The following is a 23,515-nucleotide window of genomic DNA, read 5'->3' as shown; positions in this document are numbered from 1 at the left end:
GTTTGATTTTATTCTTTTTTAATGCTCTGGTAAAAACCTATACTGTTCTTATAATAGGTTTCTGAATCTTATGATATTTATTAATAGCCCGGATTTTGATAAATTAAAGGTGCATTATTTACCTCGTCAACTGGTAAAGGCAACAAATTCATCCGATCACTATAATTTCTATTATCTAACCGGGATCGTACAAACTGTCCTCCACGAATCGTAATACCAATTGCTGGTTTATTCATCACTGTTTTTGCTATCATCCATCTCCTGATGTCGAAAAAACGATGTTCTTCAAAACAAAGTTCTATGCGGCGCTCTTTCCGTATCCTTTCTCTTAGTGTAGCCTGTGTAAAGTCAGCCGCGTTTAAAGGATTGGTAATGCCAGCACGTTCTCTTATCCTATTTAATTGTTCAACCGCCATCAATCTTGCATTTGCGTTATTTTCTGCTTCATTTATAGCCTCTGCATAGTCCAATAAGATTTCAGCATAGCGCATCATTATAAAGTTCATTGATGTGGTACCTCCATCTCTATGGTCAATACGATCATCCAGATATTTTACCAGGAAATAACCACTACCCCAATTATTAGGCGTTCTTATATCTACAGTTGCTCTTCCTTTATTTACATTGGGCCAGGTGGCGCCATGATATAGAATGGTTTGATAAAACCGGGGATCACGATTCTTATATGGATCTTGTTCATTATATCCTGACGCAGGATTAATGATAGGACTGTTATCCGCATTGTATCCTACAATTGGTTCTGAACCGTCAGCCATATCATAACAATCCACCAGCCATTGTGTAGGTACGGTGGTCAATTCTTTATTTACATTCCATGGGTTAAAAGCCGGAAATAAATTGTAAAGATCATTTGTTGGATCTCGCAAATACACCAAAATATTTTCAGCATTAGCACGTTCATTAAAATAGCGTGAATAGTTTTTATTGGGTTCTCCCGGCGCCACATAAAGACTGTGCAGACTTCTGCTATCTGCATAAGTAATAAGATCTAAAGCTGCCTGTGCTGCCTGCGCCCATGTTACTCCTGATTCCTGATAGAGAGGACTGGCTGCATATAACAAAGTCCTTGCCTTATATCCCATTGCAGCTGTTTTAGTAGCACGACCATATTCTGAGCCTTCCCATCTATCTGGTAAAGCACCATCCTGCGACAAAGCATCAAACTCATTTACTATAAAGTCGACAGTCGTTTTTAAGTTTTCGCGCTTAGTGCTGTCAAAAATAAATGGGTCAATAGGCTCAGTGGTAATAACCAATGGTCCAAACCATCTGAACAACTCGTGATAATAATAAGCCCTTAAAAAGCGTGCCTGATTAGCACTACTCCTTTTCTCTTCTTCTGTCATAGGGCATTTGTCAATATTGGCAAGAAATATATTAGCGTTGCGGATGCTTCTGTAAAAAATCTCCACGGATGAGTTAACACTACAGGATTAGAGGTTCCTGAAATAGCTCCTGTTATATATTTTTGAATGCCAGGTGAAATACCAGCATTACGTGTGGTATTACCGGCACCATCATCTGTTGCATTATCCAACATAGCAACAGTAACGTTCATATCAAACAGCTGAGAAAAACTGCCACTGTTATTATTACTGGCCTGACGCATGTTGCCATACAAGTTTATTAGCGCCCTCCTTGTATTTTCAACATCTGTAAATACCTTCTCGTCTGTGAGTTCATCTAAATCTGTACTATCTAGCAACCCCTCCTTATTACAACTCAGAGATAGTACGGCGATTAAAATTAAAAAGTATATCTTTTTCATCCTTCCTGTTTTTTGTTTTTAGAAACCAACATTTACACCAAAATTCACAATACGTTGTTGCGGGTAAAATTGCCCAGAATTCCTGTCGGGGTTTGATTCCGGATCTACTCTTTTTACTTTATCCCATGTCAATAGATTAAAAGCATTCGCAAAAAACGCACTGATGTCAGCGGTAATTTTCTATATAAAGATTTAGGAAAAGAATATCCCACCTGAACATTTTTCAATCTTAAATAGCTACCATCTCTCAGCCAGTAATCAGAGGCATAATAGTTTTGATTATTGCCGTCTGACTTTTGTAAAAACCTGGGATAAGTAGCTGTGAGCGCGGTTTCCGGTGTCCACCTATTAATATGTTCTTCATAATAATTACCCCAGCTGTTATCCCAGCCAAGGTCGCCCACCATATATACAGAGCTGCGAGCAGCTCCCTGAAACAGCAAGCTAATATCAATACCTTTATAACCGACCCCGGTTGAAAGTGAATAAGTAATTTCGGGCAGGGTGCTATATCCAATAGCCGTTTGGTCATTTTGATCAACAATACCATCCTGGTTAATATCTTTGTATTTAATATCTCCCGGCGCCAGGTTAGATAAACCAAATTGTTGCGGAGAGGCCGCTATTTGTTCGTAAGACTGGAAGAAGCCGTCAAACTGGTAACCAAAAACTGCCCGATGGAACGACCCGTTTCACGCAAATAATCATAAGGCTGGTTCGCCTCGTTCCTTTCAGCTATCGTATTTTTAGCATTGGAATAAATAGCTTTTGCGAAATAGCTAAAACCTGAAGATAACTGCTCCTGCCATCCCAGTTCCAAATCATAACCTTTGTTATTAACCACTCCTATATTCTCCGGTGCTAAACTATTAATACCTGCAACTAATAAAAACTTGCCGGGTTCCGCTAAAATATCAGTTCTACGTTCCTTAAAAAGATCTACATTAAAACTAAGGCGTGATTTTAACCATCTTGTTTCAAAAGCTACATTGTACTTAGTTGCCATTTCCCAGCCTATGGATATACTGGGCAATCGCCCTTCCTGTAATCCTACAATATCAGGATTGTTTGTTTCCCCAAATGAATATGATGCACCATTAACATAAGTATAGCGATAATAATAAGAAAAGCCACCTAATTTATCATTGCCCACCTGACCAAAGGAGCCTCTCAGTTTAAGAAAATTCAGGACATTAGATTCAGACAGGAATTTTTCATTTGAAATTATCCAGCCTGCAGATACAGATGGAAACAATTGGTACTGCCTTCCTTTTGCAAAACGGTTCGAACCATTGTATCCCATATTTATTTCAAGAAGATATTTATTATCATAATCATAATTAACCCTTCCTATAAGTCCTTGATAAATATGGGGCACATAAGAATACTGCCCCCCGAGTTGATTCAGAATTGAAGTTTCCCAATATCACACCAGATATATTGTGATGGATACCAATTACCCCTTTATATCTTAGAGCAAGCTCAACATACTGTCCGTAAACAGCTGACACTTTACCAGAACCCTGGACAGGCAAAACACCATTAAGTCCTTGTAGATATGAACTATCGCCAGTATTAAATGAATACAAATAAGGACGTTCCTGCATGCCGCGCCAGTTACTCCAGTCAACATCAAAAGAATATCGTCCATCAACCGAAAGGCCTTTAATCAGTTTACGTAAGTTATAATTAAAAGTGAAAGCAGTTTGCAGATCATTACTAAAATCAGAACGAAAACCGGTGTTGGCAATGGTAACAAGTGGGTTTTGACGCCACACGCCAATTGCTCCTGCAAAGCTTCCGTTAGGGTTCATCAAAGGAAAAGCCTGCGGTGCATTCCGATAAAATGCAGCAAAGAGTCGTAAATTTTCAGCACCGCTTGATAAACCATCATAAGTAGCGGGCCTGTTTTCTTTTTATACAGATACGACATATTCACACCTAATTTCAAATCTTCACTTAAGGTTATATCAATGTTAGAACGTGTGGTGATACGATCGAAATAATAAGAAGCATCGTACTCTTTAGCCCGTAACGCCTCATCCACATCGGGAGATAATTCGATCAGTCTTTTTAAAATAGGTTTTTCTCTTAGCTTATCAATATCGGCTTCAAACATACCCTGCTGGTTAAAATATCCTGCCGAAACATAATACTTGATCACTTTGTTACCACCTGTAATACTGATATTATATTTCTGCTGTGAACCAGGTTTGGTAAAGGTTTCAATAAAATCATTATCAGCATGAGTGAACGGGCTAAGCTGCGTTCGGTATAAATAATTATCGTACTCTGAAACCGGGAAATTACTTGTGTTGGATAAAATTGAAGGATCTAATCCAACATTTATTGTTCCTTCCCGCTGAAAGAGAGAAGTAGTTTCCGCATTCAATGCTTTAGTAATACGGTTAAAATTAGTAACGCCATATTCAGCATTAAAATTGATCTTAGATTTTCCGGCAGCACCTCTTTTTGTTGTAACCAACACAACACCATTTGCACCTCGAACCCCAAACACCGCTGTTGCAGATGCATCTTTAAGAATAGAAACACTTTCGATATCATCTGGCTCTATCTGGCGGAAGTCGCGCTCTACACCATCTACTAACACCAATGGATCAGAGTTATTAAAAGTAGCGCGGCCACGTATAAACAAAGCGGCATCATCCTGACCTGGCCGGCCACTGGATTGCCGAGTGATCAAACCCGGAACCCGGTGAGGGAATTGGTAACGCTCGCCACCGGGGCCTTCCTGATGTCCTCTGCTCCAACATTAGAAATAGCACCTGTAACAGATGCTTTTCGTTGTATACCATAACCCACCACAACTACCTGCTCAAGATCCTTAGTTTGTGCAACTAAAGTAACTTGTACACTTTCTGCGCCAGCTAATGCCACCTCTTTATTTTCAAAGCCGATCATTGAAAATAAAAGAACACTTTCTTTATTGTCATCAAGCACAAACTTAAATGAACCATCCTCTTCGGTCATGGTCGCATTCGTCGCATCTTTTTGCGCGACAGATACACCAGCTAACCCCTTGCCTGCATCATCTTTTACAGTACCGGTTATTGACTTTTGCGCATAACCATACATACATAAAAGAAATAACAGCGCTACTAAAAAAACTTTTCTCATAATAATTTTATTTATCACAGTTACCATCCGGGGTTTTGAGTAATTTGTGGAGAGATCATTGTTTCTTGCAATGGTATCGGATGCAGATACATTTTGATTCAAAGCGGCGCAGCCCATCTACCGTAAAATAGTTTGCAGTTAAGTTTGCACCTACCTGTTCTATACGTATGCCCGTAACAGATTGGTTCAATTTATTGCCATCCATCCAACGCCTCAAATCGAAGTAGCGTTGTTCTTCAAAGGATAATTCAACACGTCTTTCGTCCTTTATTTTACTACGCATAGTTGCGACATCAGCAACATTTGTAAGGTATTTATCGTTGGCCTTAAATCCAGCACGTGTTCTCACACGCTGTACAGCAGCTTTTGCGCTAAGTCCAAATCCGAGCGGGTCTACATCCGGACCATAAGCTTCGTTCATTGCTTCAGCATAAAGTAAAAACACATCGGCAAGGCGTATTAACGGAAATAAGTGAAAAGCTGTACCAGGACTGGCTTTAGAAAAATCTATATTAAAATCTATAAACTTTCTCAAATAATAACCAGTATTAGTTGATCGGTCAGCAATAAGATTTAAGCCATCAATGGTTGATCCATCTCCCAGTTTTGTTTGAATGGTTCCCAACGCGCCATACGTTGAACCGTTAAACCCAATACTTGCCACCAGCCGGGGATCGCGATTCTTATATTGTGTGCTTATATCGCTTTCAACATAGTCGCTGCCATCAGCCATTGTAAACGCATCTACAAATTCCTGAGTAGGAACCGTACCGCCACCCAAATCCCTTGAAAGTGTTGGAGGAAGCTGCCTGTTTTCAAGCCCATTTGATTTTGGAGCTGAAACAAATATGATATACTCATTGTTAGGCGATGTAACAAACAATCTTTCGTAGTTGGCATGTAATGAATAAGCATTTGCTCCATCTGCTTTTTTAAGATTGATCACAGCTGCACAAGCCGCAGCTGCAGATTCCCAACGCGCTTGTATATCTGATGCGGATGCATTAGTATAGCCAATAAACGTATTGCCGTTGCCACTTTGATTAAATAAAGGGCTTGCAGCTAATATCAATGTTTTCGCTTTAATGGCCAAAGCTGCACCTTTGGTCATGCGGCCAAAGCCGCCATTTCCACCTACAGGTGTTACGTCCAAATATTTCTCTGCGGAATCGCAAAGGCTGATAATATTATTAACACAATCAGCGAATGAGCTGCGTTGTTTTTGAGATAATTCCGGATCACCCAGGTTATAAAATTTACTTACAATTGGATAGCCTCCATAATGACGAAGCAGATCAAACTCATACAAAGCCCGTAAACAGTACATTTCGCCAGAGTAAATATTTTTTATCTCAATTACATCTTCCGAACTTTTATTATTCAATACCAGGTCTATTTCAGCAAGATTCTTTTGAACAAACAATGCTTGTCTTATTCCCTGATAAGAAGCGTCCCAGCAGTTCTCAACCGGATTATTAGAGGTTGTGTACGCTCGCGAAAGCCTGTGAATGGTTGATATATTAATTGTGCTCATACCATCATCTGTGGCGGCATCAAGGAAAGATCCTGAGATGCGATTGAAGCCACCTTTTAAATAAGAATAGGCCTGTGTGATGGGCTTTTCATAGCTGGCTTCCATCGAAAAAACATCTATCGGCTGTGCCCAATCATAAGGCTTCTCATCCATATAATTGCACGCTGAAAGTGCAACCATAATCAGTACCGGAATTATATATTTTTTCATCTGTCTATTTTTTATTTTTATTAAAATCTTACTGACAAACCAAGGCTCACGTTACGTGTCAGTGGCATAGTGTTAGATGCACCATTATCTTCCGGATCTAGCGGACTATCATCTTTAGACCATACATACAAGTTGTAACCATTCGCAAACAATTGAAGGTTCTTTATAAAAGAATTGCCAAGCCATTTTTCCGGAAACTGATAAGATAGTTCCAGGGTTTTTAGCCTTATATAGCTGGCATCCTTCATCCAGAATGATGAGCTTTGTGTATTATTTACATTGGAATTGATGGTAGAAATATTAGGTAAAGAAGCATCAGGGTTTTCAGGCGTCCAGTAATCCTGTTGGTGCTCGTATATAGTTCCATTCGATAAAAAAGGAAAAGCTACTTTCTCACTTAACATTTGTGTAGTGCGCCCGGCTCCCTGAAAAAGTACCATTAACCCGATACCTTTATAAGAGATGCCCGCATTAATTCCATAAAATACACTTGGCACATTTCCATACCCTAAAGGAACCTGGTCGTTGCGATCAATAAGTCCATCACCATTTATATCCTTATACTTAATATCACCTGGTTGTACTTCAGAAAAAGTTTGTTTTGGAGACGCTGCTATTTCTGCTTCCGATTGAAATAGACCAGTTGCGATATACCCTCTTCTAAGTCCCCTTGCATACCCAGCTTCTTGCAGCCAATAGTTCACTCCTGAATTTCACCCGTTTTAATGTTTTCATTAGATGAAAAGGAATAAGAACCTCCAATCCTGTACCCAAAATCGCCAATTGTTGACTTCCATAAAGCCGCCATTTCGTAACCCTCCGAAAACATCTCTCCTATGTTTTGTTGTATAGTAGCAATAGATCCCAATAAGGATGTAACATTATTGTTGACCATATACATATCCGACCTGCGATCTTTAAAATAATCGAAGGAATAGCTAAACCTATCATCAAACAACCTGATGTCAGCGCCAAGGTTGAGTTGTTTGGCTTTTTCCCAGGTAAGGCCAGGATTAGCAAGAATATCTTCTACAAAACCCGGCCTGGCAGCCATAGTATTTCCAAACCAGTACACGCCGCCAACTTCGTTCAACCTTGTTCTGTACTGAAATTCTGCTACGCCACGCTGGTTCCCTATTAAACCATATGAACCTCTTATTTTTAAATAAGACACGGCATCCTTTACTGATCCGAAAAAGTTTTCGTTAGAGATCGTCCATCCTGCAGAAACAACAGGATAGAAACCAAATCTTTTCCCGGGTGCAAACTTATATACCCCATGATAAGAGCCTGTTAGATCCAGATAATACTTGTGTTTATAATTGTATCCTAACCAGGAGCCTATTGTTTGAAAACGGCTGGGAATAGATGTTTGATCGTCGAATTCATATTGGTTGTAAAAAGCTGTAGCAGAAACATAATGATTATTAAAAGACTTATCGTAAGACAATTGAAAGTCCAGTGAAGTTCTCGCTTCACTAGCCCTGTCAGTAATACCATTGCCCATTTGCTGATCAGTACCCGTTCTCCTCAAAAAAGTTGAGTTGATGTCAGACAAATTGTAATATGCAAATCCTTTTTGCCTATCCGTTACCGCAGCGGTATAACTATCCATTGATAACAATGCTGAAGCGCTCAGACCTTTAGTAATAAATGCCAGTTCCTGTGTAAGTTTTGCCCTAAATGAACCATACACGCGGTTCAATATGGAATATCCATTCCTGTTTAATAATGCCCATGGGTTTGAAACCAGGTCATTTCCAGCAGTGATTCTTCCGTTAATTCCTCGCACTATATTCCCGTCCTGATCTGTATACTGACCATTATCTATATAATATGGAGGAAATGCATTAGGTGGTGTTGTTATTAATGAATTGTATGCTCCATATGAATCTCCACCTGGCCTATTCTGCTTGTCAAACCAACCGTAAATATCGAGGTTAAGTAAAGTAGTATTTGTTACATCTACTTCTAGATTGGAGCGAATATTATAGCGGCTCGTAGTATTATTAGTGCTGTAAGAAGACTCCTCATCTGTAACAAACATACCCGCCTGTTTTAAAAATCCACCATTGATGAAATACCTTGTACGATCCGATCCTCCGGAAATACTTAGATTGTGTCTTTGTACCCAATTACTTTTTTAAAGTAGTTATCTCTCCAATTTACATCAGGATAAAACTCCTGATTAACACCATCTCTATTACGATATTGATTTAAATAATTTTGCGAGTACATTTTTGATGCATCTAGTCCATCGTATTTGATAGCCTCGTTATAATGCTCCGCATAACTTAAAGCATCAAGAGAAGTAAGCATACCTAAAGGTTTCTGATTTATCATCTGCGACGTAAGTTCTACGCTTGGCCTTCCTTTTTTCCTTTTTTGGTGTTAATGAAAATGATTCCATTTGCCGCCCGTGTGCCGTATAAAGCAGACATGGATGCGTCTTTCAAAACAGTGATCGACTCTACTTCGTTGGAGCTCAACACACCGAACTCCCGCTCTTGTCCATCAACAAGCACTAAAACACCTTCAGCATTCGTACGAATACCTCTTATCCAATAGTTAGCAGCTTCGTTAACTGTTCCGCCAGAGGTTTGAACAGAAAAAAACCAGGCACCAAACCTGAAAGCAAATTGGTAAGATTAGTTACCGGAAGGTTTCGCAACTCATGCGCTGTAATGGTATAAGCTGAGCCATTAAAATCTGCTACGCTAACTTTTTTATAGCCAAGATCAAGCGTATCGCTTTGTTGTGCTTTGGCAACAGATGGTGCATACGATAATAGGAACACCCCTAAACTGTAAAACAAGTTTCTTTTCAAGCGCATTATTTTCATCCGTAAATTTTTTAGGTTGTCCGCCGCGGCAGACGATTTTTTTGTTGATCCGATAGCCATCGGATGAGACGCCGTTTTATATTCTCCGATATATATATTATATATATGCAGTTTCATGATTTTGATTATTTCACACCCTTACAATGCAGGCTGAATAGAGGCACTGCATGTTTGGGGCTTATTTAGCAGTTATACTAACATAAAGTTTTTTGAATCTCGTTAAAATTTCGAACAGACATAACATTCCCATTCGGATACTAACCGGTTCTTTTATGAAAAGCTTTCTATTGTTCTGGTAAATGTTGGTCTTGACAAGCAATAAGAAATAGTAGTTGCATAGCAATCGTCATTTTTTATTGCATGTAAGATATAATCAGAAACTAAATAGCACTTTAACTATTGTACGAGAGTTTGTCAATTTTGTATTACAACAGCTAAAAAGAGGGTTATTTACACAAATCACTGTCAATTTTTTGTTTTCGTTCAGTTTTGTCATGTCTGTCAAAAAAATTTGCCACTGCGAATATAGGGGAAAATACTAGTCCACAAAAACAATAGACTATTAAATTTTCATTACATTATTGTTTACTTTAAGTTACCTGGCTAAAAGCACATTATATATAGATGAAAGGGTATCGTAAATAGCAAGGAGCCAATTGTTCTAAAAATATTAATATCATATTTTGATACAATAATGAAAAAAGCGCTACAAAATTGTCAATGTTCTTTAAACATAATTATTATCTTGTCCGCAAAAGCGATAGCCACATGAAATCCTTTTCAAATACATTGTTTGCTTTTACCCTTAAACCAATGTGGGTACTTTTTTCTTTATTTCGCTTGTCGGTAACGCCCAGACCGAAAAATTAAACATTATTTATATACTCGCTGACGACTTAGGATACAGTGAGTTGGAATGTTATGGAAATAAGTTTAACGAAACACCATTCCTTAATAAACTTGCCTCCGAAGGTATGCGGTTCACACGTTTTTATGCTGCGGCACCTGTATGCTCTCCATACCGCGCAGCCTTAATGACTGGCCAATATCCCGCGAGGCTAAAAATTACGGATTACCTGCGGCCCAACTCTGCTCAACATCTGCCGCTTTCACATACAACGCTTGCAGAAATGCTGAAAGCAAATGGTTACCACACAGGAATTGTGGGTAAATGGCACTTGTCGGGATATGTGAAAGAAGGAGCTTCGGAAGAAACTTTACCCGATCAGCATGGCTTCGATGAAGTGCTGGTAAGTGAGAATCGTGGAATAGCTGAAGGAGCCTATTTCTGGCCCTATTTCTGGAATCGTGAGATTCAGAAAAAGTTACCCGGAGAGCATGAATACCTTACCGACCGGCAGCATTATGAAGCGCTTGAATTTATTGAACGCAATAAAGACCAGCCTTTCTTTCTATATTTAAGTCATTATGCTGTGCATACTGCCGTGCATGGCAAACCCGAACTTGTTGAGCATTTTAAAAATAAGAAAGGTGCAGGCACCAGCGAAGCCCGGCCAAAAAATAAAGCTGATGATCCATATAAACCCGGCGGCACAGGCGTATGGGCAAAAGAAAACAATCCGCACCTGGCCGCACAACTAAAAGTAGTGGATGAAGGTGTGGGTGCTATTTTGAAGAAATTAACTGAACTTGGATTAGATAAAAACACGCTCATTATTTTTACAAGCGATAACGGAGGCGAAACAAGAGTTACCAATAATGCCCCGCTCAAAGCTGGCAAAAGCTGTTTGTATGAAGGTGGTGTAAGAGAACCTTTTATTATTTGGGGGCCAGGTATAAAAAAAGGAGCAGTTTGCAGCCAACCGCTGGTAAACTTTGACGTTTACCCCACTTTTGAAGAGCTGATAAAAGCAAAGAAGAATAACCAGCCTTTAGATGGATTTTCATTTGCCAGATTATTAAAAAATCCTGAGAAGAAAATGTCCGACAGAAAATTTTACTGGCATTATCCTTTAGACCAGCCACATTTTTTAGGAGGAAGATCAGCCGGTAGCATTATTGATGGCAAATGGAAACTCATTGAATTTTTTGATGATAATACGAATGAATTATATAATATGGAGAATGATTTAGGAGAGGCCAACAATCTTTCCGACAAAAATCCTAAAATAGTAACACAACTTAAAAAAGAGCTTGCTACCTGGAGAAAAAATGTTGGTGTAGAAATGTAGCAACATTAAATTCATATTTTTTAATAACAACCATACATGCAAAAAATCTTACTTATATCAGTCGCCTGTCTTTTACTCAGCAACCTTTCCTGTCAAACTTCTTCATCAAAAAAAGAGATAACTTATAAAAATCCATTAGATGTTAAGTTTGGCGATCCGTATGTTTTACGTTCGTCTGACGGTGTCTATTATATGTATGGCACAGGAGCTGGAGCTAAAAATGGATTTGCAGCTTATTCTTCTGCTGACCTTGTAAATTGGAAACAAGAAGGCCAGGTTTACTTTGGCAATAATAAAAATGGCTGGGGCGAACATTCTTACTGGGCTCCTGAAGTATATGAGCGCAATGGCAAATACTACATGTTTTACAGCGCACAGTGGAAAGAAAATCCTACTAATGAAAAAGAAAATTTTAAAATCGGGGTTGCCATATCAGACAAGCCAACAGGGCCTTTTATCGACATGCAAAACAAACCCATTTTTGATCCTGGCTATCCAATAATTGACGCCAATGTATTGTTTGGTGAAGATGGCAAAACATATTTATATTATTCAAGATGCTGTTACAAGCATGCCGTTGAAAGTGAAGTTGCAACATGGGCTCGCGAAAAAGGATGGTTTAATGAAATTGAAGAAAGTTGGGTATATGGCATAGAAATGAAACAGGATTTTAGCGGAGTGATTGGCGAACCTGTATTGATTTTACGCCCGCCTGCAAAAATGGATGATCAGCAAGCTGAATGGGAAAGCCGCTCTGTAACATCAAAGGAAGTGAACCGCAGATGGACAGAAGGATCTTATATTTTTAAGAAAGATGATATTTATTACATGATGTATTCTGCAAACTATTTTGGCGGAAAAAATTATGCAGTAGGCTACGCCACATCAACAAGTCCTTTAGGCCCTTTTAAAAAAGCAGCTAATAATCCGGTTTTACAAAAGAACACAGCTAACGGCGGTATTGTTACAGGTACTGGCCACAATAGTATTACTGTTTCGCCAGACGGAAAGACGATGTTATGCGTATATCATGGCCGTACCAGCAAAACCGGTGATGAGCGTGTTGTATTTATTGATAAAATGGAGGTTTCTAAAGATGGGATTTTAACAGTTAACGGACCAACGACAGAAGAACAACAAATGCCATAGGTTACAATTACAACATCAAAAAGATACTCATTTCTTATCGGAGTTAATTTCTTTAATGCGTTCACGCATTTCCCTTAATAAAATAGGGTAACCTCCTTCTGGCATATTGCCATGATCGTAACCTTCAAGCTCAAATAATTTAGATGACTTATGGCCCACAAGCTTCATCATCCTGTACCAGTAAGCATTTTCTTCGTATCGGCCCATCATCTCCAATTCGCGGTCGCCGGTAATTAATATAGTTGGAGGAGCATCTTTTCTTACAAAATGCAATGGTGCCATAGAGTCTATCACAGGTCGCATAGGATCTACTCCCTCTCCTGCCGCACAGTAAAATGCGTAATGGCTTGGCTGCTAAAAGGTACTAATGCTGCTACACGATTTGCATCAATGCGATATTTTGATAAATAATTTTTATTCAAGGTAACCATCGAAACAAGATATGCTCCAGCGGAATGGCCTGATAAGAAAATAAAATTATCATTTCCGCCATATTTTTTATATGCTCGAACACCCAGGCTACGGCAGCGGCAGCGTCTTCAATATAAACAGGTGCTTTAACGTTGGGAGATAAGCGATATTCAACTGTTGCAATTGCATATCCTTTATTTTTTAATTGTTCAGGCATATCACGATGGCCACCAGTAATGCCGCCGCCATGAAACCACACGATCGTTGCAAAGTCTTTTACACCTTCAGGATAATAAAGATCTAATACACACATAGAATCCTTATAACTGTCTTTGTTATAATCCGTCTCAGAATAATACTTAATATCTTTTACAGTTTTGTAAGATTGCTGTCCAATAGCTACAGCCATCGATAGCAAAGCAATCAAAAGGAAAATACTTCTTTTCATAAATAACCGTTATTGAATTTGGCTAAGTTATGAAATGAAGTATAAAAAATAAACCTGCAAATTCTTCTTTTTGCGAGAAAATAAAAATGCCAAGTATTATTCAGGTGATTGTTATTATAATAGCGAACTTGTTTAGACTTTTTTAATAAAACCCGTCCGACCGATCATCCGGGTGGGCACATAGATACATAGCATTTACTTCGTTGAGGTTATATTGTATCCGCCGTAGGCGGACATAGCCTTCGGTAAATGAACTATTATGTGCTTTTATGTTTCCTATTTATCATAAAACCTATGTGCCTAATGTGGTGAAAAATAAGTTTAACCAAGTTTAGCCTTATCATTTATTCCATTGGTATAAAGAAAAATCAAAATCGACATCCTGCGTTGCTGCTTTTGCTTCTACAGCAATCCGATTATTCCAGGGTTTTAACAGATGCACATAAGACGAAAGGTTTATATCATCGTAATGTCTTTTTATCCGAACCTGATCTTCACTCCAAACCAACACACCGTTAACATAGATTTTTACATCGCCTGAAGCATATAGTTTTAAACCCAAACCTTCCGGCATTTCATTTCCAAAATCCACATCCTGGTAAGCATAAATATTACCACCTTTTTTAACAGCAACCTTTTGCTTGTCTTTATTAAACTTTACAGCACCTGTTAACCAATCAGCAGGAGGTTCCTGCCCAGAAGAAAAAATAAAAGGCCGGTCTGTTTCATTTCTTTGATTCACAAACAAAATCTTTCCATCTGCTTTTTCATACATAGGTTCATGTAGCTTACGCAAAAGGGTTTCTGGCATTTTAATTACTTTTCTATCGTAGGTGATCAGTCCATTCACTTCTCCTTCAACATCTGTTGTTTGAGTGTAAATAGCAGCGGACAATCCGCGCTTTACCATTAAAGATAAATTATGCATCAACTCTGTATATTCTCTTACTAAAACAGAATCTTGTGTATAAGTCTTATAGCCCCAATTCCTTTTATTAGCATTCCATATATGATCTTTCACCACAAGCCCCAAACCACCAAACTCGCCTAAAACCATTGAACGGCCAGGGTTTAAATCAACCACGCCCATACCCGGACCAGGATATTGGTGAACATCCATCACATCACCCACTCCACGATCAGTCCAGCCGCTTGGAGAATTCACTAATCTTGTAGGATCATATTTTTTAGTCCATGCAGTTATCCGTTTAGTATCGTATTGTCCCCAGCCTTCATTAAACGGCACCCACATAACGATGGACGGAAAAAAGCGAAGATGATTCATTATAGATTCCCATTCCTTCTCAAACTGAACAGCCGATTCTGCCGGGCGCACCCAATCTTCTTTATCATCATGTTTTACATGAGAAGGATGATCTGGCCATAAGAAACCCGAAGGCATATCCTGCCAAAGCAACATCCCAATTGAATCAGCCATGTAATAATATCGTGAAGGTTCTACTTTGATATGTTTACGAATCGTATTAAAACCCATTTCCTTTAGCTTCACAATATCATACATCATCGCTTCTTCTGACGGAGGAGTTAATAATCCATCCGGCCACCATCCCTGATCAAGTGTTCCTAAATGAAAGACGGGTTTGTTATTTAGCGCCAATCGCATATAACCATTTTCATCTTTTACCATATTAATTTTTCGCATAGCGAAATAGGTATTGAACTGGTCAACAACAGTTCCTCTTTTTTTGATAGTGATGGTTGTATGATACAATTCAGGCGTTTCCGGTGTCCACAACTTCACGTTAGGCAAAGGAATAATAATAGCTTTGTGAAAAGAAAGTGTGGTATCCTTAACCACATTATTTCCGTTTTTTATTAATACATTCAACTGATGTGATCCGGTTATATTTTCTGATTGAAAATTAAAATAAACTCTGCTCCTATCAATGTCTGGTACAGGATACGCTTCTGCGATATGGCTTTTGGACACAGGCTCAAGCCAAACAGATTGCCATATACCAGATACAGCTGTGTACCAAATTCCTTTAGGATCGAGTGACTGTTTACCCCGCGCCTGCATTTCTTTATCAGTTGGGTCCCACACAGAAACTACTAATTCCTGCTCACCACTCTTCTTTAAATGTGAAGTAATATTAAACTCAAACGGATCTGATCCTCCTTTGTGTGTACCCGCCAATTTCCCGTTTACCCAAACTTTCGTTTCCCAATCTACGGCATCAAAATGCAGTATCATTTCTTTATCTCCCCAAGTATCAGGAATAGAAAATTTACGGCTGTACCAAAGCTCCTGTTCGGGCAGCAAAGGCTTGCCTACACCGGATAGAGACGATTCAACACCAAAGGGTACTAATATTGTTCCTTCGTAATTCGCAGGTTTTGCAACGCCTTTTTTTGTATGCTATAATTCCAAAGCCCGTTTAAATTCTGCCATTCACTTCTCTGCATTTGTGGCCTGGGGTATTGTTGCCATGCATTTTCAGGAGTTACTTTTTGTCCCCATTCGGTAGTTAAGGATGATGATGCGGGGCTATAGTTTTGTGCGCTTAAACCTAATGAAGTTAATAGTAAAGCGCTGGCAAGAAATTTAATCATTCCGGGTGGTTTTAGATTAACAAATTAATAAAGAGATTGCCATCTACTCTTTCACTTTTGTACTTATTCGTATAAAAATTGTGGCAAATGCATGCATCTGAACAAAAATACCGGTTATTCTATTTTTTCTTCAGATTCTTACTAATGGCTTTCAGGGCTACTTCTTCCATTATTTTATATCCTTCTTTATTTGGATGAATACCATCATCAGCCAATACAGTTTTCATGCCACCTTTTTCATTGCGCATGAGCAGGTTATAATCAATATACGAAAAGCCTTTTTCAATGGCATATTTTTTTACTAATCCATTTAATTCATCAACCTGAGCAGAGGCGTTTTTAACTTCCGGGCGCCAGGGAAATGAACCGGCGGGAAGAACAGAAGTAAGGATGACTATGATACCGTTGCTTTTAGCGATAGCGGCCATCGACTTAATATTATTAAAAGTGAAGTGCTGATCGTAATTCCCAGCATTTAAAGCAATGTCATTGGTACCTGCATTGATCACAACCACTTTAGGTTTTAATGCAACAACATCTTGCTGAAAACGTAATAGCATTTGAGAAGAAGTTTGACCACTAATACCACGTCCCACATAATTATTAGAACTAAAAAAAGCAGCATCATGCTTTACCCAGGCTTCGGTAATAGAATTGCCTATAAATACAACATCAACCTTTTTTCCTGAACTTAGCAAAGATTCGTTATCTGTTGCGTATCTTTTTAAATTTGCAAATTCATCCGCCTTTTGAGCTGTTAATTGTGTGCAAAAAAGAATTGTTATAAAGAAAAAAAATACATGTCGCATGGTAATATTATTAGGCAATTAATAAATTATTTTTTAAATCCTGGCCGACTTGGCGCTTTAAGAATGTCCGATAATATAGATTGCATCTCTTTTAGTTGAGAAGGATTTGCATCACTAAGATTATTTGTTTCGGATATGTCAGCTTCCAGATTGTATAACTGTGGCTTTGGCATCAGGCCGGTCTCAATTCGCTTGTTGACCATCCAGGCTGGAGTGGGTTTGCTTTGAGGAGCAATGTATTTCCAATTACCTTTTCTTAAAGACATCGTATAAGATTCTTCCAACATACTTTCCCGGCCATTTTTATTTTTCCCCATAAGAGCCTCCAGCATATCGTAACTATCAGGTGCTTCGTCTGTCTTTAAAGAATATCCTAACAAATTTGCAAACGAAGCATAAAAATCAACCTGGCTGATCAGAGCGTTACTAACAGCGGGCTGAACAGTTCCTTTCCAATACAATATTGTAGGCATAACTGTTCCCGCTTCATAGGCACTATATTTTCCACCTTTTAAACCACCCGATGGGTCATGATTTCCTACCAGTTTTTCAGCCTCATCATGATAACCGTCGTCTAATACCGGGCCGTTGTCACTAGTAAATATCACAATAGTATTATCTGTTAAACTGTGCTCATCCAATATCTTCATCAATTCACCAACCGACCAATCCATCTGTACAATAGCATCGCCGCGCGATCCCATTTTTGTCACGCCTTTAAATTTAGGATTAGGATCTCTGGGAACATGAATATCAGCAAATGAAAAATATAGAAAGAATGGTTCTTTTTTATTTTGTGTAATAAATGATTTTACTTTATCTAAAAAAACAAAAGGAATTTCCTGATCTTTCCATAATGCAGATTTGCCGCCTGTCATATATCCGATGCGGCTAACCCCATCAGTGATCGTATTACTGTGTTGTGTATCCGCTCCAAATTTCAATAAATCTGGCCTTTCCAGGCCTGTTGGCCAATTGCCTACTTTCTTACCATAACTTACTATAATAGGATCTTTCGGATCGAGGTTCGGTACTTTATAGTTCTCAACATAAACCGTGGGTACGCGGTCAAGCGTTGCAGGAATGATAAAAGAATAGTCAAATCCTATTTCAAGCGGGCCTGGCTTCAGGGTACCATTCCAATCAGGTATTCCGTCTCCTAATCCCAAATGCCATTTCCCAATCACACCTGTTTTATAACCCGAATTTTTAAACATCGCAGCTATTGTTGGCGTGCCCGGCTGAATCAGCAATGGTGCATCACCAGGTAATAGCCGCATTGTTTCTAAAAGCATAGCTGCCTGTTAATAAAGAATACCGCGAAGGCGTACATGTAGACGCAGTGCTATGTGCATCTGTAAACTTTATTCCGCCTGCAGCCAACTTGTCAACATTCGGTGTTTTTACAGCAGTCGCTCCATAGCAACTCAAATCTCCTATTCCCAAGTCATCAAGGTAAACGATAATAACATTAGGCTTCGAAACATTATCAGGTTCTTTTTTTCTCCACATCCTGAAACAAATATCGTCAGCAGAAAAACAATATAAAAGTGCAGGCAACGCTTTATCATTTATTAAAATATTTACAGCAATTTAAATTGCAGCGCTATTCGTATAATCCACTTCCAAACAAGAAGTATGCGATCAATAATGTAATAAGAATATTAAATAACTGGGCTCCTAAAAAAGCAAATACCGGCTTTCTATTTTGAACTCCAACCAGGTCTTTAAAATTTGTTTCCAAACCAATGCATGTAAATGCTAAAGCAAACCAAAGCCCCTGCAGGCTTTTCAAAGGAGCTTTTACACTTTGAGTTATTTCGGGATTAAGAATAAAAGAGAATATTAATGAAGCCAGGGCAAACCCGATGACAAATTTCGGAAACCTTTCCCAGATCAATTTCAGGGTTGGTTTTTCTGAAACAGACTGGCTACTCGCCGTTTTAGTATAAGTCCAGTAAATCGAAATAGCAAACGCAGCAAAGCCCAACAATACGTTTTGTGAAAATTTCACGATGGTGCTTATTTTTAAGGCGGTTTCTCCAACCAGCGAACCGGAAGCGGCAACAGCTCCGGTTGTATCGATAGTTCCGCCCAACCATGCTCCTGTCACTTCCTGCGAAAGGCCCATCCAGCTTGCAAGCCAGGGCATAACGATCATCATTGGCACAGCCGTGATCAGAACTAGCGACACAACTAATGAGAGTTTTTTTGAATCACCTTTAATCGCTCCTGAAGTAGCAATAGCTGCAGAAACACCACAAATGGAAACAGCACTTGACATCATTAAAGAAAGTTCTTTATCGATTTTCATTTTTTGCACAACCAAAATGAGAAATACCAAACTGTTAATACTACCAATAAAGCCTGTATCAAACCTAACGATCCCGTTTTTAATACATCCGAAAAAAGAACATTGGTACCTAATAAGACCAACCCGATCTTTACAAAAAATTCGGAAGAAAGAGTGTCCTTCAGCCAAATAGGAAGGTTGAAAAAGTTTCTTACAATAAGGCCAAGAGCCAGGCAAAAAATGACTGTTTCTAAATTAAGTACCTGAATGGTTCCATTGCCACCTATAAAAAATGCCAGCAATGTAAGAATATAAATAACCGGGAAACTCTTCAGGATAAATGAAATGGATTTGCCGGTAAAAAAAGCGCCTACAATTGCGATAATGTATACAAATAAGAACTGGATAATTATTTTGTATAGATTGGATCCACTCAAAATTTTTGCTGATATATCTGAGGTTGCATCCCAACTAAAAGAAGGGGAATCGATATATATTCCAAAAACAGCAAGGATAATAATAATAAACCCAAGAACCACTACGCCCCAATCTTCAGAAAGGAGGGCTTGCTTTTTAATAGAAGTCATTCTTCAAATATAATAGATTACAATAATTCTGCAATCCATTAAAATTGAATTTGTAGTACTGTTATTTAAAGACAAGCGCGTGCTTCTAAACCAATTCGTGTTGTATGCGTGAACTAGTTCCATTTGCGATAGTAGAACGGTATATAAAATATTTTGAATCGGGATATAACATCTCGGTTAGTTTATTACGATGACTATCATTTTCAAGATCAAAGATGATAGCATGTTTGTCGTTAGTGATTGAATTTTTATGGCCTCTTGCATTTGCAAGTGCATCATAATCGGTTAACATCAGGTACAATTTCTTATTATCATGTTTTGATTCGATGAGAAGATCACAGGTTTGAAGTACAACAAATCTTCTTTTCGTCTTTCTCAACAAATCGATCTCTCTAAATTCAAAAGGGCTATAGGGCTGAAACATTTATAAACTTATTATTCGTTTTTCAAGATATGCAAAAGGCAAGCCATTTTTTTATCTGGTTAATACTTTTTGCGCTCATTCACGTAAAAGGCATTCTTTGAATCCTAATAATTTGCAAAACGGAGAGCATCTCTGGCTGCGGCCGGGAGAGCGCTTAAATTAAATTTTTGATATTTTAATTAAAGCTTAATATATGGCGCGAGATTTGATACTAAATATTTTCGAAGGCAATATTGCGTGCCAGTCAATTGAAAAAACTCTGACAAACCATATTTAAAAAACTATACAATGGCTGTGGAAATCGTTAGTTGGATCGAGATACCTGTAAGGGACATGAAACGCGCAAAACAATTTTACGAAAATGTTTTCCAGTTCAAGATAGTTGACCTTACTATCGGCAATGATGTATGTCAATGTATACCCAACACATCGGGGAAGGATTCTGTGGCACTTTGGTTGAATATGATGACACAAAAGAACAAAATTCCGGCTCTCTTGTATATTTAAATGCCAATGGAGATGTAGAAGCGCTTTTAAATAGAGTTCAATCTGGAGGAGGCCATATTATCACAGACAAAAAACGAACCACCGCTGGGTCAGGTTATTTTGCCATTTTTAAAGATACCGAAGGTAATATGTTAGCCTTTCAGGAAGGAAAATAAGTTTTCCATTTCATAGACAGAACAGCTTTTCAATCAGTAGTTATTTTTTTCCTTAGCAGCCATTTCCAAACTCAGTCTACCGCCATTTACCACATCTTTAAAGGAAACAAAAGGTTTGTGAAGCGCTTGGTTATCCAGCTTCATTGATTGAATAAACATATTCTTATCACTGCTATTTGGTGCATCAATAATAAACTTCTTACTTCCGTAATATTTAGGCGAAAGTTGCAGGGTTATCTTTTTAAACAAAGGACTTCCAATACCGAATGCCGCATCGGAATCCGTAAGGCCCTTTATATCAAATAAGCCTAAAGCCGACATTACATACCACGCACCAAGTTGGCCTTGGTCTTCATCCTGTCCAAATCCATATCCATGCACGCCTTCCGTTCCATAAAATTTATTGCAAATAGCACGTACCCATTTTTGAGTTAAAGAAGGTTTTCCTGAATAATTAAAAAGCCAGGAAACATGCAGGTTGGGTTGGTTGCCATGATTATAAATACCGCTAATACCTGCAAAGGCATCAATGGTTGACCCTCCACCAAAGAGGTTTTTTTCTGAAACTTTAAAGATGCTATCGAGTCTGCTGTTAAATGTTTGCGCGCCCATTTTGTCGATCAGGCTTTCAATATGATGTGGAACAAAATAAGTGTATTGCCATGCATTACCTTCCTGAAAGCCTCGCCAGGGTTGAGAAGGATCAAAATTTTCAATAAACTTTCCATTAGCAAGTTTGGGGTGAATCAATTTTAAAGACGGATCGTAAATACGTTCCCAGGCTTTCGATAATGCAAGCAGTTGTTTATAATCTTTTGTTTTCCCTAAGCGTTTTGCCCACTCGGCGACTGCATGTGCACTAAACGCATATTCTAAAGTATGCGATGCCGAAAATTGCCAGCGCTCGCCACCTGCATCTCCGCTATCGAGATGATTTACATATCCATATTTTATAAATCGATCAAGATCGGCTTTGCCTGCACCAAACGGCCGGTCTCTCCATTCCAGCTCATTTTTTCTTGCGGCTTCATAACCAACTTTAGTATCAAAATCATCAATGCCACACAAATAAGCACTCGCAATAACCAGACCTACAAAATTGGTACCTACGCCGGATACATAGCGGCTGCATGCAATACCATCTCCCAGCCAACCGGCATCTTTATATACCAGTAATTGACTCTTCACAAAATCAGCATAATATTCAGGATATACCAGCGCCCATAATTGAGTAAGGTTCCAATAAGTGCCCCAAACTGCATCTGTATTATAATGATTATGTAACGGCTTTCCTGATTTGTCAAGTGGAATTTGTCCTACCGATCCATCATTTTTAGGATAAGCGCCATTTACATCGCTTGCCAATCCCCTACCTAATAATGCATGATAAAGACCCGTATAAAACTTCGTCATATCTTCATCCTTGCCGCCTTCAACATTGATGCGACCCAGATATTGGTTCCAGGAATTAGTAGCCCGAAGCCTGGCCTGATCAAATGAAAGATCTTTTGCTTCAGCTTCTAAATTAAGCCTGGCATTTTGAATAGAGGTATAAGAAAGTCCTGACGTAACAGTAATAGCTTCATTATGATCTGTACTAAATGTTAGATAAATACCAGCTCCTTTTCCTTTCGCCATCTTTGCACCAGCTTTTATAGCCTCGCCATTAAAAGCGCCGAACGATGAAGGTTTTCTATCGACCTTGGCAGAAAAATACATGGTAAGTGTGGCACCAGCCTGGTATTTTTTATATATACAGGAGCTGTTGTTACCCAGCCTTCTACCATTCCATCACTTGTAATAGATACTTCAGCATCTACAACCTCACCACTTTCTCCCTGCTGATTGCCGATATCAAAAATTATATGAGAAGACTGGGACTGCGGAAAAGTATAACGATGAAACGAAACCCGCTCTGTTGCTGTTAGTTCCGCTTTTATATTATAATCTTTAAGATTCACTGCATAATATCCGGCAGTACAAACTTCATATTTCCTGTCAAATCGAGACCTGTAGCCACTTTCAGGATCCGTCCTTGTTCCAGGTATTGTTTGCAGCTTTCCCGTTGAAGGTGCAAATACGATACCTCCTACCTGAAACTCATGGAAGTTAGGAAACCCTTCTATTGTAGAATCCCTGTAATCATAACCAGTGGCATCCCATCCATGGGCATTGCCGAAACTACCATTTGTAGATGGAGCTGGTTTGGCCATACCAAACGGGAAAGCACCTGGGGTGAAATGAAACCATCTGCAATGTGCCGTTCCAATATGAGGATCAACCCACTTTGTAAAATCTTTTGTGACAACAATGGCAATGAGAACATTGACAGTATCAGGAAAAAGCAACTATTTTTAAAATTCATTTTCATCTTTAATTTTTTCTTTGGTCTGATCAAGAGTATTAAAATACTATGTACTTATATGTGGTTAAGTTATTTTCAGAGTTTCCTA

At 38.7% G+C, this 23,515-nt stretch carries 27 protein-coding genes and 1 pseudogene; 4 read left to right on the top strand and 24 right to left on the bottom strand.

What is annotated here, in order from left to right; all coding sequences use genetic code 11:
- Positions 1-80 precede the first annotated feature (80 nt).
- The 13 genes from MKP09_RS14225 to MKP09_RS14165 form a co-directional block, all read right to left on the bottom strand.
- Positions 81-1,367: a RagB/SusD family nutrient uptake outer membrane protein gene (locus MKP09_RS14225; RefSeq protein WP_240830641.1), complete on the bottom strand. Its 1,287-nt coding sequence runs from the start codon at positions 1,365-1,367 to the stop codon at positions 81-83.
- On the bottom strand, positions 1,364-1,726 hold the full coding sequence (locus tag MKP09_RS14220) for a hypothetical protein (RefSeq protein ID WP_240830640.1): 363 nt from the start codon (positions 1,724-1,726) through the stop codon (positions 1,364-1,366). Before MKP09_RS14220 ends, MKP09_RS14225 begins: the two co-directional genes overlap by 4 nt.
- Positions 1,727-1,917: 191 nt before the next feature.
- On the bottom strand, positions 1,918-2,232 hold the full coding sequence (locus MKP09_RS14215) for a hypothetical protein (RefSeq protein WP_240830639.1): 315 nt from the start codon (positions 2,230-2,232) through the stop codon (positions 1,918-1,920).
- A 179-nt stretch (positions 2,233-2,411) separates the two neighbouring features.
- Positions 2,412-3,167: a SusC/RagA family TonB-linked outer membrane protein gene (locus MKP09_RS14210; RefSeq protein WP_240830638.1), complete on the bottom strand. Its 756-nt coding sequence runs from the start codon at positions 3,165-3,167 to the stop codon at positions 2,412-2,414.
- Positions 3,130-3,606, bottom strand: a complete 477-nt coding sequence (locus MKP09_RS14205; protein WP_240830637.1) for a hypothetical protein — start codon at positions 3,604-3,606, stop codon at positions 3,130-3,132. Before MKP09_RS14205 ends, MKP09_RS14210 begins: the two co-directional genes overlap by 38 nt.
- Positions 3,603-4,493 (bottom strand): TonB-dependent receptor plug domain-containing protein, encoded by an 891-nt coding sequence (locus MKP09_RS14200; RefSeq protein WP_240830636.1) that lies wholly within the window; start codon positions 4,491-4,493, stop codon positions 3,603-3,605. Before MKP09_RS14200 ends, MKP09_RS14205 begins: the two co-directional genes overlap by 4 nt.
- Complete coding sequence (locus MKP09_RS14195; protein ID WP_240830635.1) at positions 4,490-4,927, bottom strand: carboxypeptidase-like regulatory domain-containing protein; 438 nt, start codon at positions 4,925-4,927, stop codon at positions 4,490-4,492. Before MKP09_RS14195 ends, MKP09_RS14200 begins: the two co-directional genes overlap by 4 nt.
- A 55-nt stretch (positions 4,928-4,982) precedes the next feature.
- Entirely contained in the window at positions 4,983-6,671 is a 1,689-nt protein-coding gene (locus MKP09_RS14190; RefSeq protein ID WP_240830634.1) for a RagB/SusD family nutrient uptake outer membrane protein, read from the bottom strand.
- A 20-nt stretch (positions 6,672-6,691) separates the two neighbouring features.
- The gene (locus MKP09_RS14185; protein WP_240830633.1) at positions 6,692-7,375 is read right to left on the bottom strand and encodes a SusC/RagA family TonB-linked outer membrane protein; all 684 of its coding nucleotides are present in this window, start codon (positions 7,373-7,375) and stop codon (positions 6,692-6,694) included.
- Positions 7,372-8,718, bottom strand: coding sequence for a TonB-dependent receptor domain-containing protein (locus MKP09_RS14180; RefSeq protein ID WP_240830632.1), 1,347 nt, complete (start codon positions 8,716-8,718; stop codon positions 7,372-7,374). Before MKP09_RS14180 ends, MKP09_RS14185 begins: the two co-directional genes overlap by 4 nt.
- Before the next feature lie 65 nt (positions 8,719-8,783).
- The gene (locus MKP09_RS14175; RefSeq protein ID WP_240830631.1) at positions 8,784-9,014 is read right to left on the bottom strand and encodes a hypothetical protein; all 231 of its coding nucleotides are present in this window, start codon (positions 9,012-9,014) and stop codon (positions 8,784-8,786) included.
- Positions 9,015-9,028: 14 nt separating this feature from the next.
- Positions 9,029-9,223, bottom strand: a complete 195-nt coding sequence (locus MKP09_RS27425; RefSeq protein WP_240830709.1) for a TonB-dependent receptor plug domain-containing protein — start codon at positions 9,221-9,223, stop codon at positions 9,029-9,031.
- Between the two features lie 5 nt (positions 9,224-9,228).
- A complete protein-coding gene (locus MKP09_RS14165; RefSeq protein WP_240830630.1) occupies positions 9,229-9,630 on the bottom strand; it encodes a hypothetical protein in 402 nt (133 codons plus the stop codon).
- Between the two features lie 698 nt (positions 9,631-10,328).
- Between MKP09_RS14165 and MKP09_RS14160 the strand changes: the two genes are divergently transcribed.
- Together MKP09_RS14160 and MKP09_RS14155 are read left to right on the top strand one after the other, a co-directional pair.
- Positions 10,329-11,705 (top strand): sulfatase, encoded by a 1,377-nt coding sequence (locus MKP09_RS14160; protein WP_240830629.1) that lies wholly within the window; start codon positions 10,329-10,331, stop codon positions 11,703-11,705.
- A gap of 36 nt (positions 11,706-11,741) precedes the next feature.
- Positions 11,742-12,854 (top strand): glycoside hydrolase family 43 protein, encoded by a 1,113-nt coding sequence (locus MKP09_RS14155; RefSeq protein WP_240830628.1) that lies wholly within the window; start codon positions 11,742-11,744, stop codon positions 12,852-12,854.
- 27 nt (positions 12,855-12,881) lie between these two features.
- Here MKP09_RS14155 and MKP09_RS14150 read toward each other — a convergent pair whose 3' ends face one another.
- The 9 genes and pseudogenes from MKP09_RS14150 to MKP09_RS14110 all read right to left on the bottom strand — a co-directional run bounded on the left by MKP09_RS14150 (position 12,882) and on the right by MKP09_RS14110 (position 20,400).
- Complete coding sequence (locus MKP09_RS14150; RefSeq protein ID WP_240830627.1) at positions 12,882-13,136, bottom strand: alpha/beta hydrolase family protein; 255 nt, start codon at positions 13,134-13,136, stop codon at positions 12,882-12,884.
- A gap of 136 nt (positions 13,137-13,272) precedes the next feature.
- Positions 13,273-13,713, bottom strand: coding sequence for an alpha/beta hydrolase fold domain-containing protein (locus tag MKP09_RS14145; RefSeq protein WP_240830626.1), 441 nt, complete (start codon positions 13,711-13,713; stop codon positions 13,273-13,275).
- A gap of 340 nt (positions 13,714-14,053) precedes the next feature.
- Positions 14,054-15,997: a glycoside hydrolase family 2 protein gene (locus MKP09_RS14140; RefSeq protein WP_240830625.1), complete on the bottom strand. Its 1,944-nt coding sequence runs from the start codon at positions 15,995-15,997 to the stop codon at positions 14,054-14,056.
- A 44-nt stretch (positions 15,998-16,041) separates the two neighbouring features.
- Positions 16,042-16,287, bottom strand: coding sequence for a hypothetical protein (locus tag MKP09_RS14135; protein ID WP_240830624.1), 246 nt, complete (start codon positions 16,285-16,287; stop codon positions 16,042-16,044).
- Positions 16,288-16,406: 119 nt separating this feature from the next.
- A complete protein-coding gene (locus tag MKP09_RS14130) occupies positions 16,407-17,096 on the bottom strand; it encodes an SGNH/GDSL hydrolase family protein (RefSeq protein WP_240830623.1) in 690 nt (229 codons plus the stop codon).
- 26 nt (positions 17,097-17,122) lie between these two features.
- On the bottom strand, positions 17,123-18,391 hold the full coding sequence (locus tag MKP09_RS26235; protein ID WP_262915378.1) for a sulfatase-like hydrolase/transferase: 1,269 nt from the start codon (positions 18,389-18,391) through the stop codon (positions 17,123-17,125).
- Positions 18,357-18,656: a sulfatase-like hydrolase/transferase gene (locus tag MKP09_RS26230; protein ID WP_262915377.1), complete on the bottom strand. Its 300-nt coding sequence runs from the start codon at positions 18,654-18,656 to the stop codon at positions 18,357-18,359. Before MKP09_RS26230 ends, MKP09_RS26235 begins: the two co-directional genes overlap by 35 nt.
- A gap of 46 nt (positions 18,657-18,702) precedes the next feature.
- Positions 18,703-19,976: pseudogene (locus MKP09_RS14115) on the bottom strand (YeiH family protein).
- An 85-nt stretch (positions 19,977-20,061) separates the two neighbouring features.
- On the bottom strand, positions 20,062-20,400 hold the full coding sequence (locus MKP09_RS14110) for a hypothetical protein (protein ID WP_240830622.1): 339 nt from the start codon (positions 20,398-20,400) through the stop codon (positions 20,062-20,064).
- Between the two features lie 288 nt (positions 20,401-20,688).
- Between MKP09_RS14110 and MKP09_RS28175 the strand changes: the two genes are divergently transcribed.
- Together MKP09_RS28175 and MKP09_RS14105 are read left to right on the top strand one after the other, a co-directional pair.
- A complete protein-coding gene (locus MKP09_RS28175; protein WP_394801067.1) occupies positions 20,689-20,907 on the top strand; it encodes a VOC family protein in 219 nt (72 codons plus the stop codon).
- Positions 20,814-21,062, top strand: a complete 249-nt coding sequence (locus MKP09_RS14105) for a VOC family protein (RefSeq protein ID WP_240830621.1) — start codon at positions 20,814-20,816, stop codon at positions 21,060-21,062. The genes MKP09_RS28175 and MKP09_RS14105 overlap by 94 nt, the downstream gene beginning before the upstream one ends.
- A 33-nt stretch (positions 21,063-21,095) precedes the next feature.
- Here the strand turns inward: MKP09_RS14105 and MKP09_RS14100 are convergent, their stop codons facing one another.
- On the bottom strand, positions 21,096-22,781 hold the full coding sequence (locus MKP09_RS14100; RefSeq protein WP_262915376.1) for a glycoside hydrolase family 92 protein: 1,686 nt from the start codon (positions 22,779-22,781) through the stop codon (positions 21,096-21,098).
- Complete coding sequence (locus MKP09_RS26225; RefSeq protein ID WP_262915375.1) at positions 22,715-23,410, bottom strand: hypothetical protein; 696 nt, start codon at positions 23,408-23,410, stop codon at positions 22,715-22,717. The genes MKP09_RS14100 and MKP09_RS26225 overlap by 67 nt, the downstream gene beginning before the upstream one ends.
- Between the last annotated feature and the right edge of the window lie 105 nt (positions 23,411-23,515).

Source organism: Paraniabella ginsengisoli, assembly GCF_022513635.1.
Taxonomy (GTDB): domain Bacteria; phylum Bacteroidota; class Bacteroidia; order Chitinophagales; family Chitinophagaceae; genus Niabella; species Niabella ginsengisoli.
Note: the sequence above shows the minus strand (reverse complement) of the source record. Positions and strands in the feature narration are given on the sequence as shown.

Bases quoted from the DNA above. Each gene is read 5' to 3' on its own strand.
- MKP09_RS14180 (WP_240830632.1), bottom strand. From the start codon at position 8,718: ATGTTTGTTACAGATGAGGAGTCTTCTTACAGCACTAATAATACTACG.
- MKP09_RS14195 (WP_240830635.1), bottom strand. From the start codon at position 4,927: ATGAGAAAAGTTTTTTTAGTAGCGCTGTTATTTCTTTTATGTATGTAT.
- MKP09_RS14130 (WP_240830623.1), bottom strand. From the start codon at position 17,096: ATGCGACATGTATTTTTTTTCTTTATAACAATTCTTTTTTGCACACAA.
- MKP09_RS28175 (WP_394801067.1), top strand. From the start codon at position 20,689: ATGGCTGTGGAAATCGTTAGTTGGATCGAGATACCTGTAAGGGACATG.
- MKP09_RS14105 (WP_240830621.1), top strand. From the start codon at position 20,814: ATGTATACCCAACACATCGGGGAAGGATTCTGTGGCACTTTGGTTGAA.
- MKP09_RS14110 (WP_240830622.1), bottom strand. From the start codon at position 20,400: ATGTTTCAGCCCTATAGCCCTTTTGAATTTAGAGAGATCGATTTGTTG.
- MKP09_RS14145 (WP_240830626.1), bottom strand. From the start codon at position 13,713: ATGAAAAGAAGTATTTTCCTTTTGATTGCTTTGCTATCGATGGCTGTA.
- MKP09_RS14225 (WP_240830641.1), bottom strand. From the start codon at position 1,367: ATGACAGAAGAAGAGAAAAGGAGTAGTGCTAATCAGGCACGCTTTTTA.
- MKP09_RS14190 (WP_240830634.1), bottom strand. From the start codon at position 6,671: ATGAAAAAATATATAATTCCGGTACTGATTATGGTTGCACTTTCAGCG.
- MKP09_RS14135 (WP_240830624.1), bottom strand. From the start codon at position 16,287: ATGATTAAATTTCTTGCCAGCGCTTTACTATTAACTTCATTAGGTTTA.
- MKP09_RS26235 (WP_262915378.1), bottom strand. From the start codon at position 18,391: ATGCTTTTAGAAACAATGCGGCTATTACCTGGTGATGCACCATTGCTG.
- MKP09_RS14100 (WP_262915376.1), bottom strand. From the start codon at position 22,781: ATGTATTTTTCTGCCAAGGTCGATAGAAAACCTTCATCGTTCGGCGCT.
- MKP09_RS14150 (WP_240830627.1), bottom strand. From the start codon at position 13,136: ATGGCACCATTGCATTTTGTAAGAAAAGATGCTCCTCCAACTATATTA.
- MKP09_RS14175 (WP_240830631.1), bottom strand. From the start codon at position 9,014: ATGATAAATCAGAAACCTTTAGGTATGCTTACTTCTCTTGATGCTTTA.
- MKP09_RS14155 (WP_240830628.1), top strand. From the start codon at position 11,742: ATGCAAAAAATCTTACTTATATCAGTCGCCTGTCTTTTACTCAGCAAC.
- MKP09_RS14165 (WP_240830630.1), bottom strand. From the start codon at position 9,630: ATGAAACTGCATATATATAATATATATATCGGAGAATATAAAACGGCG.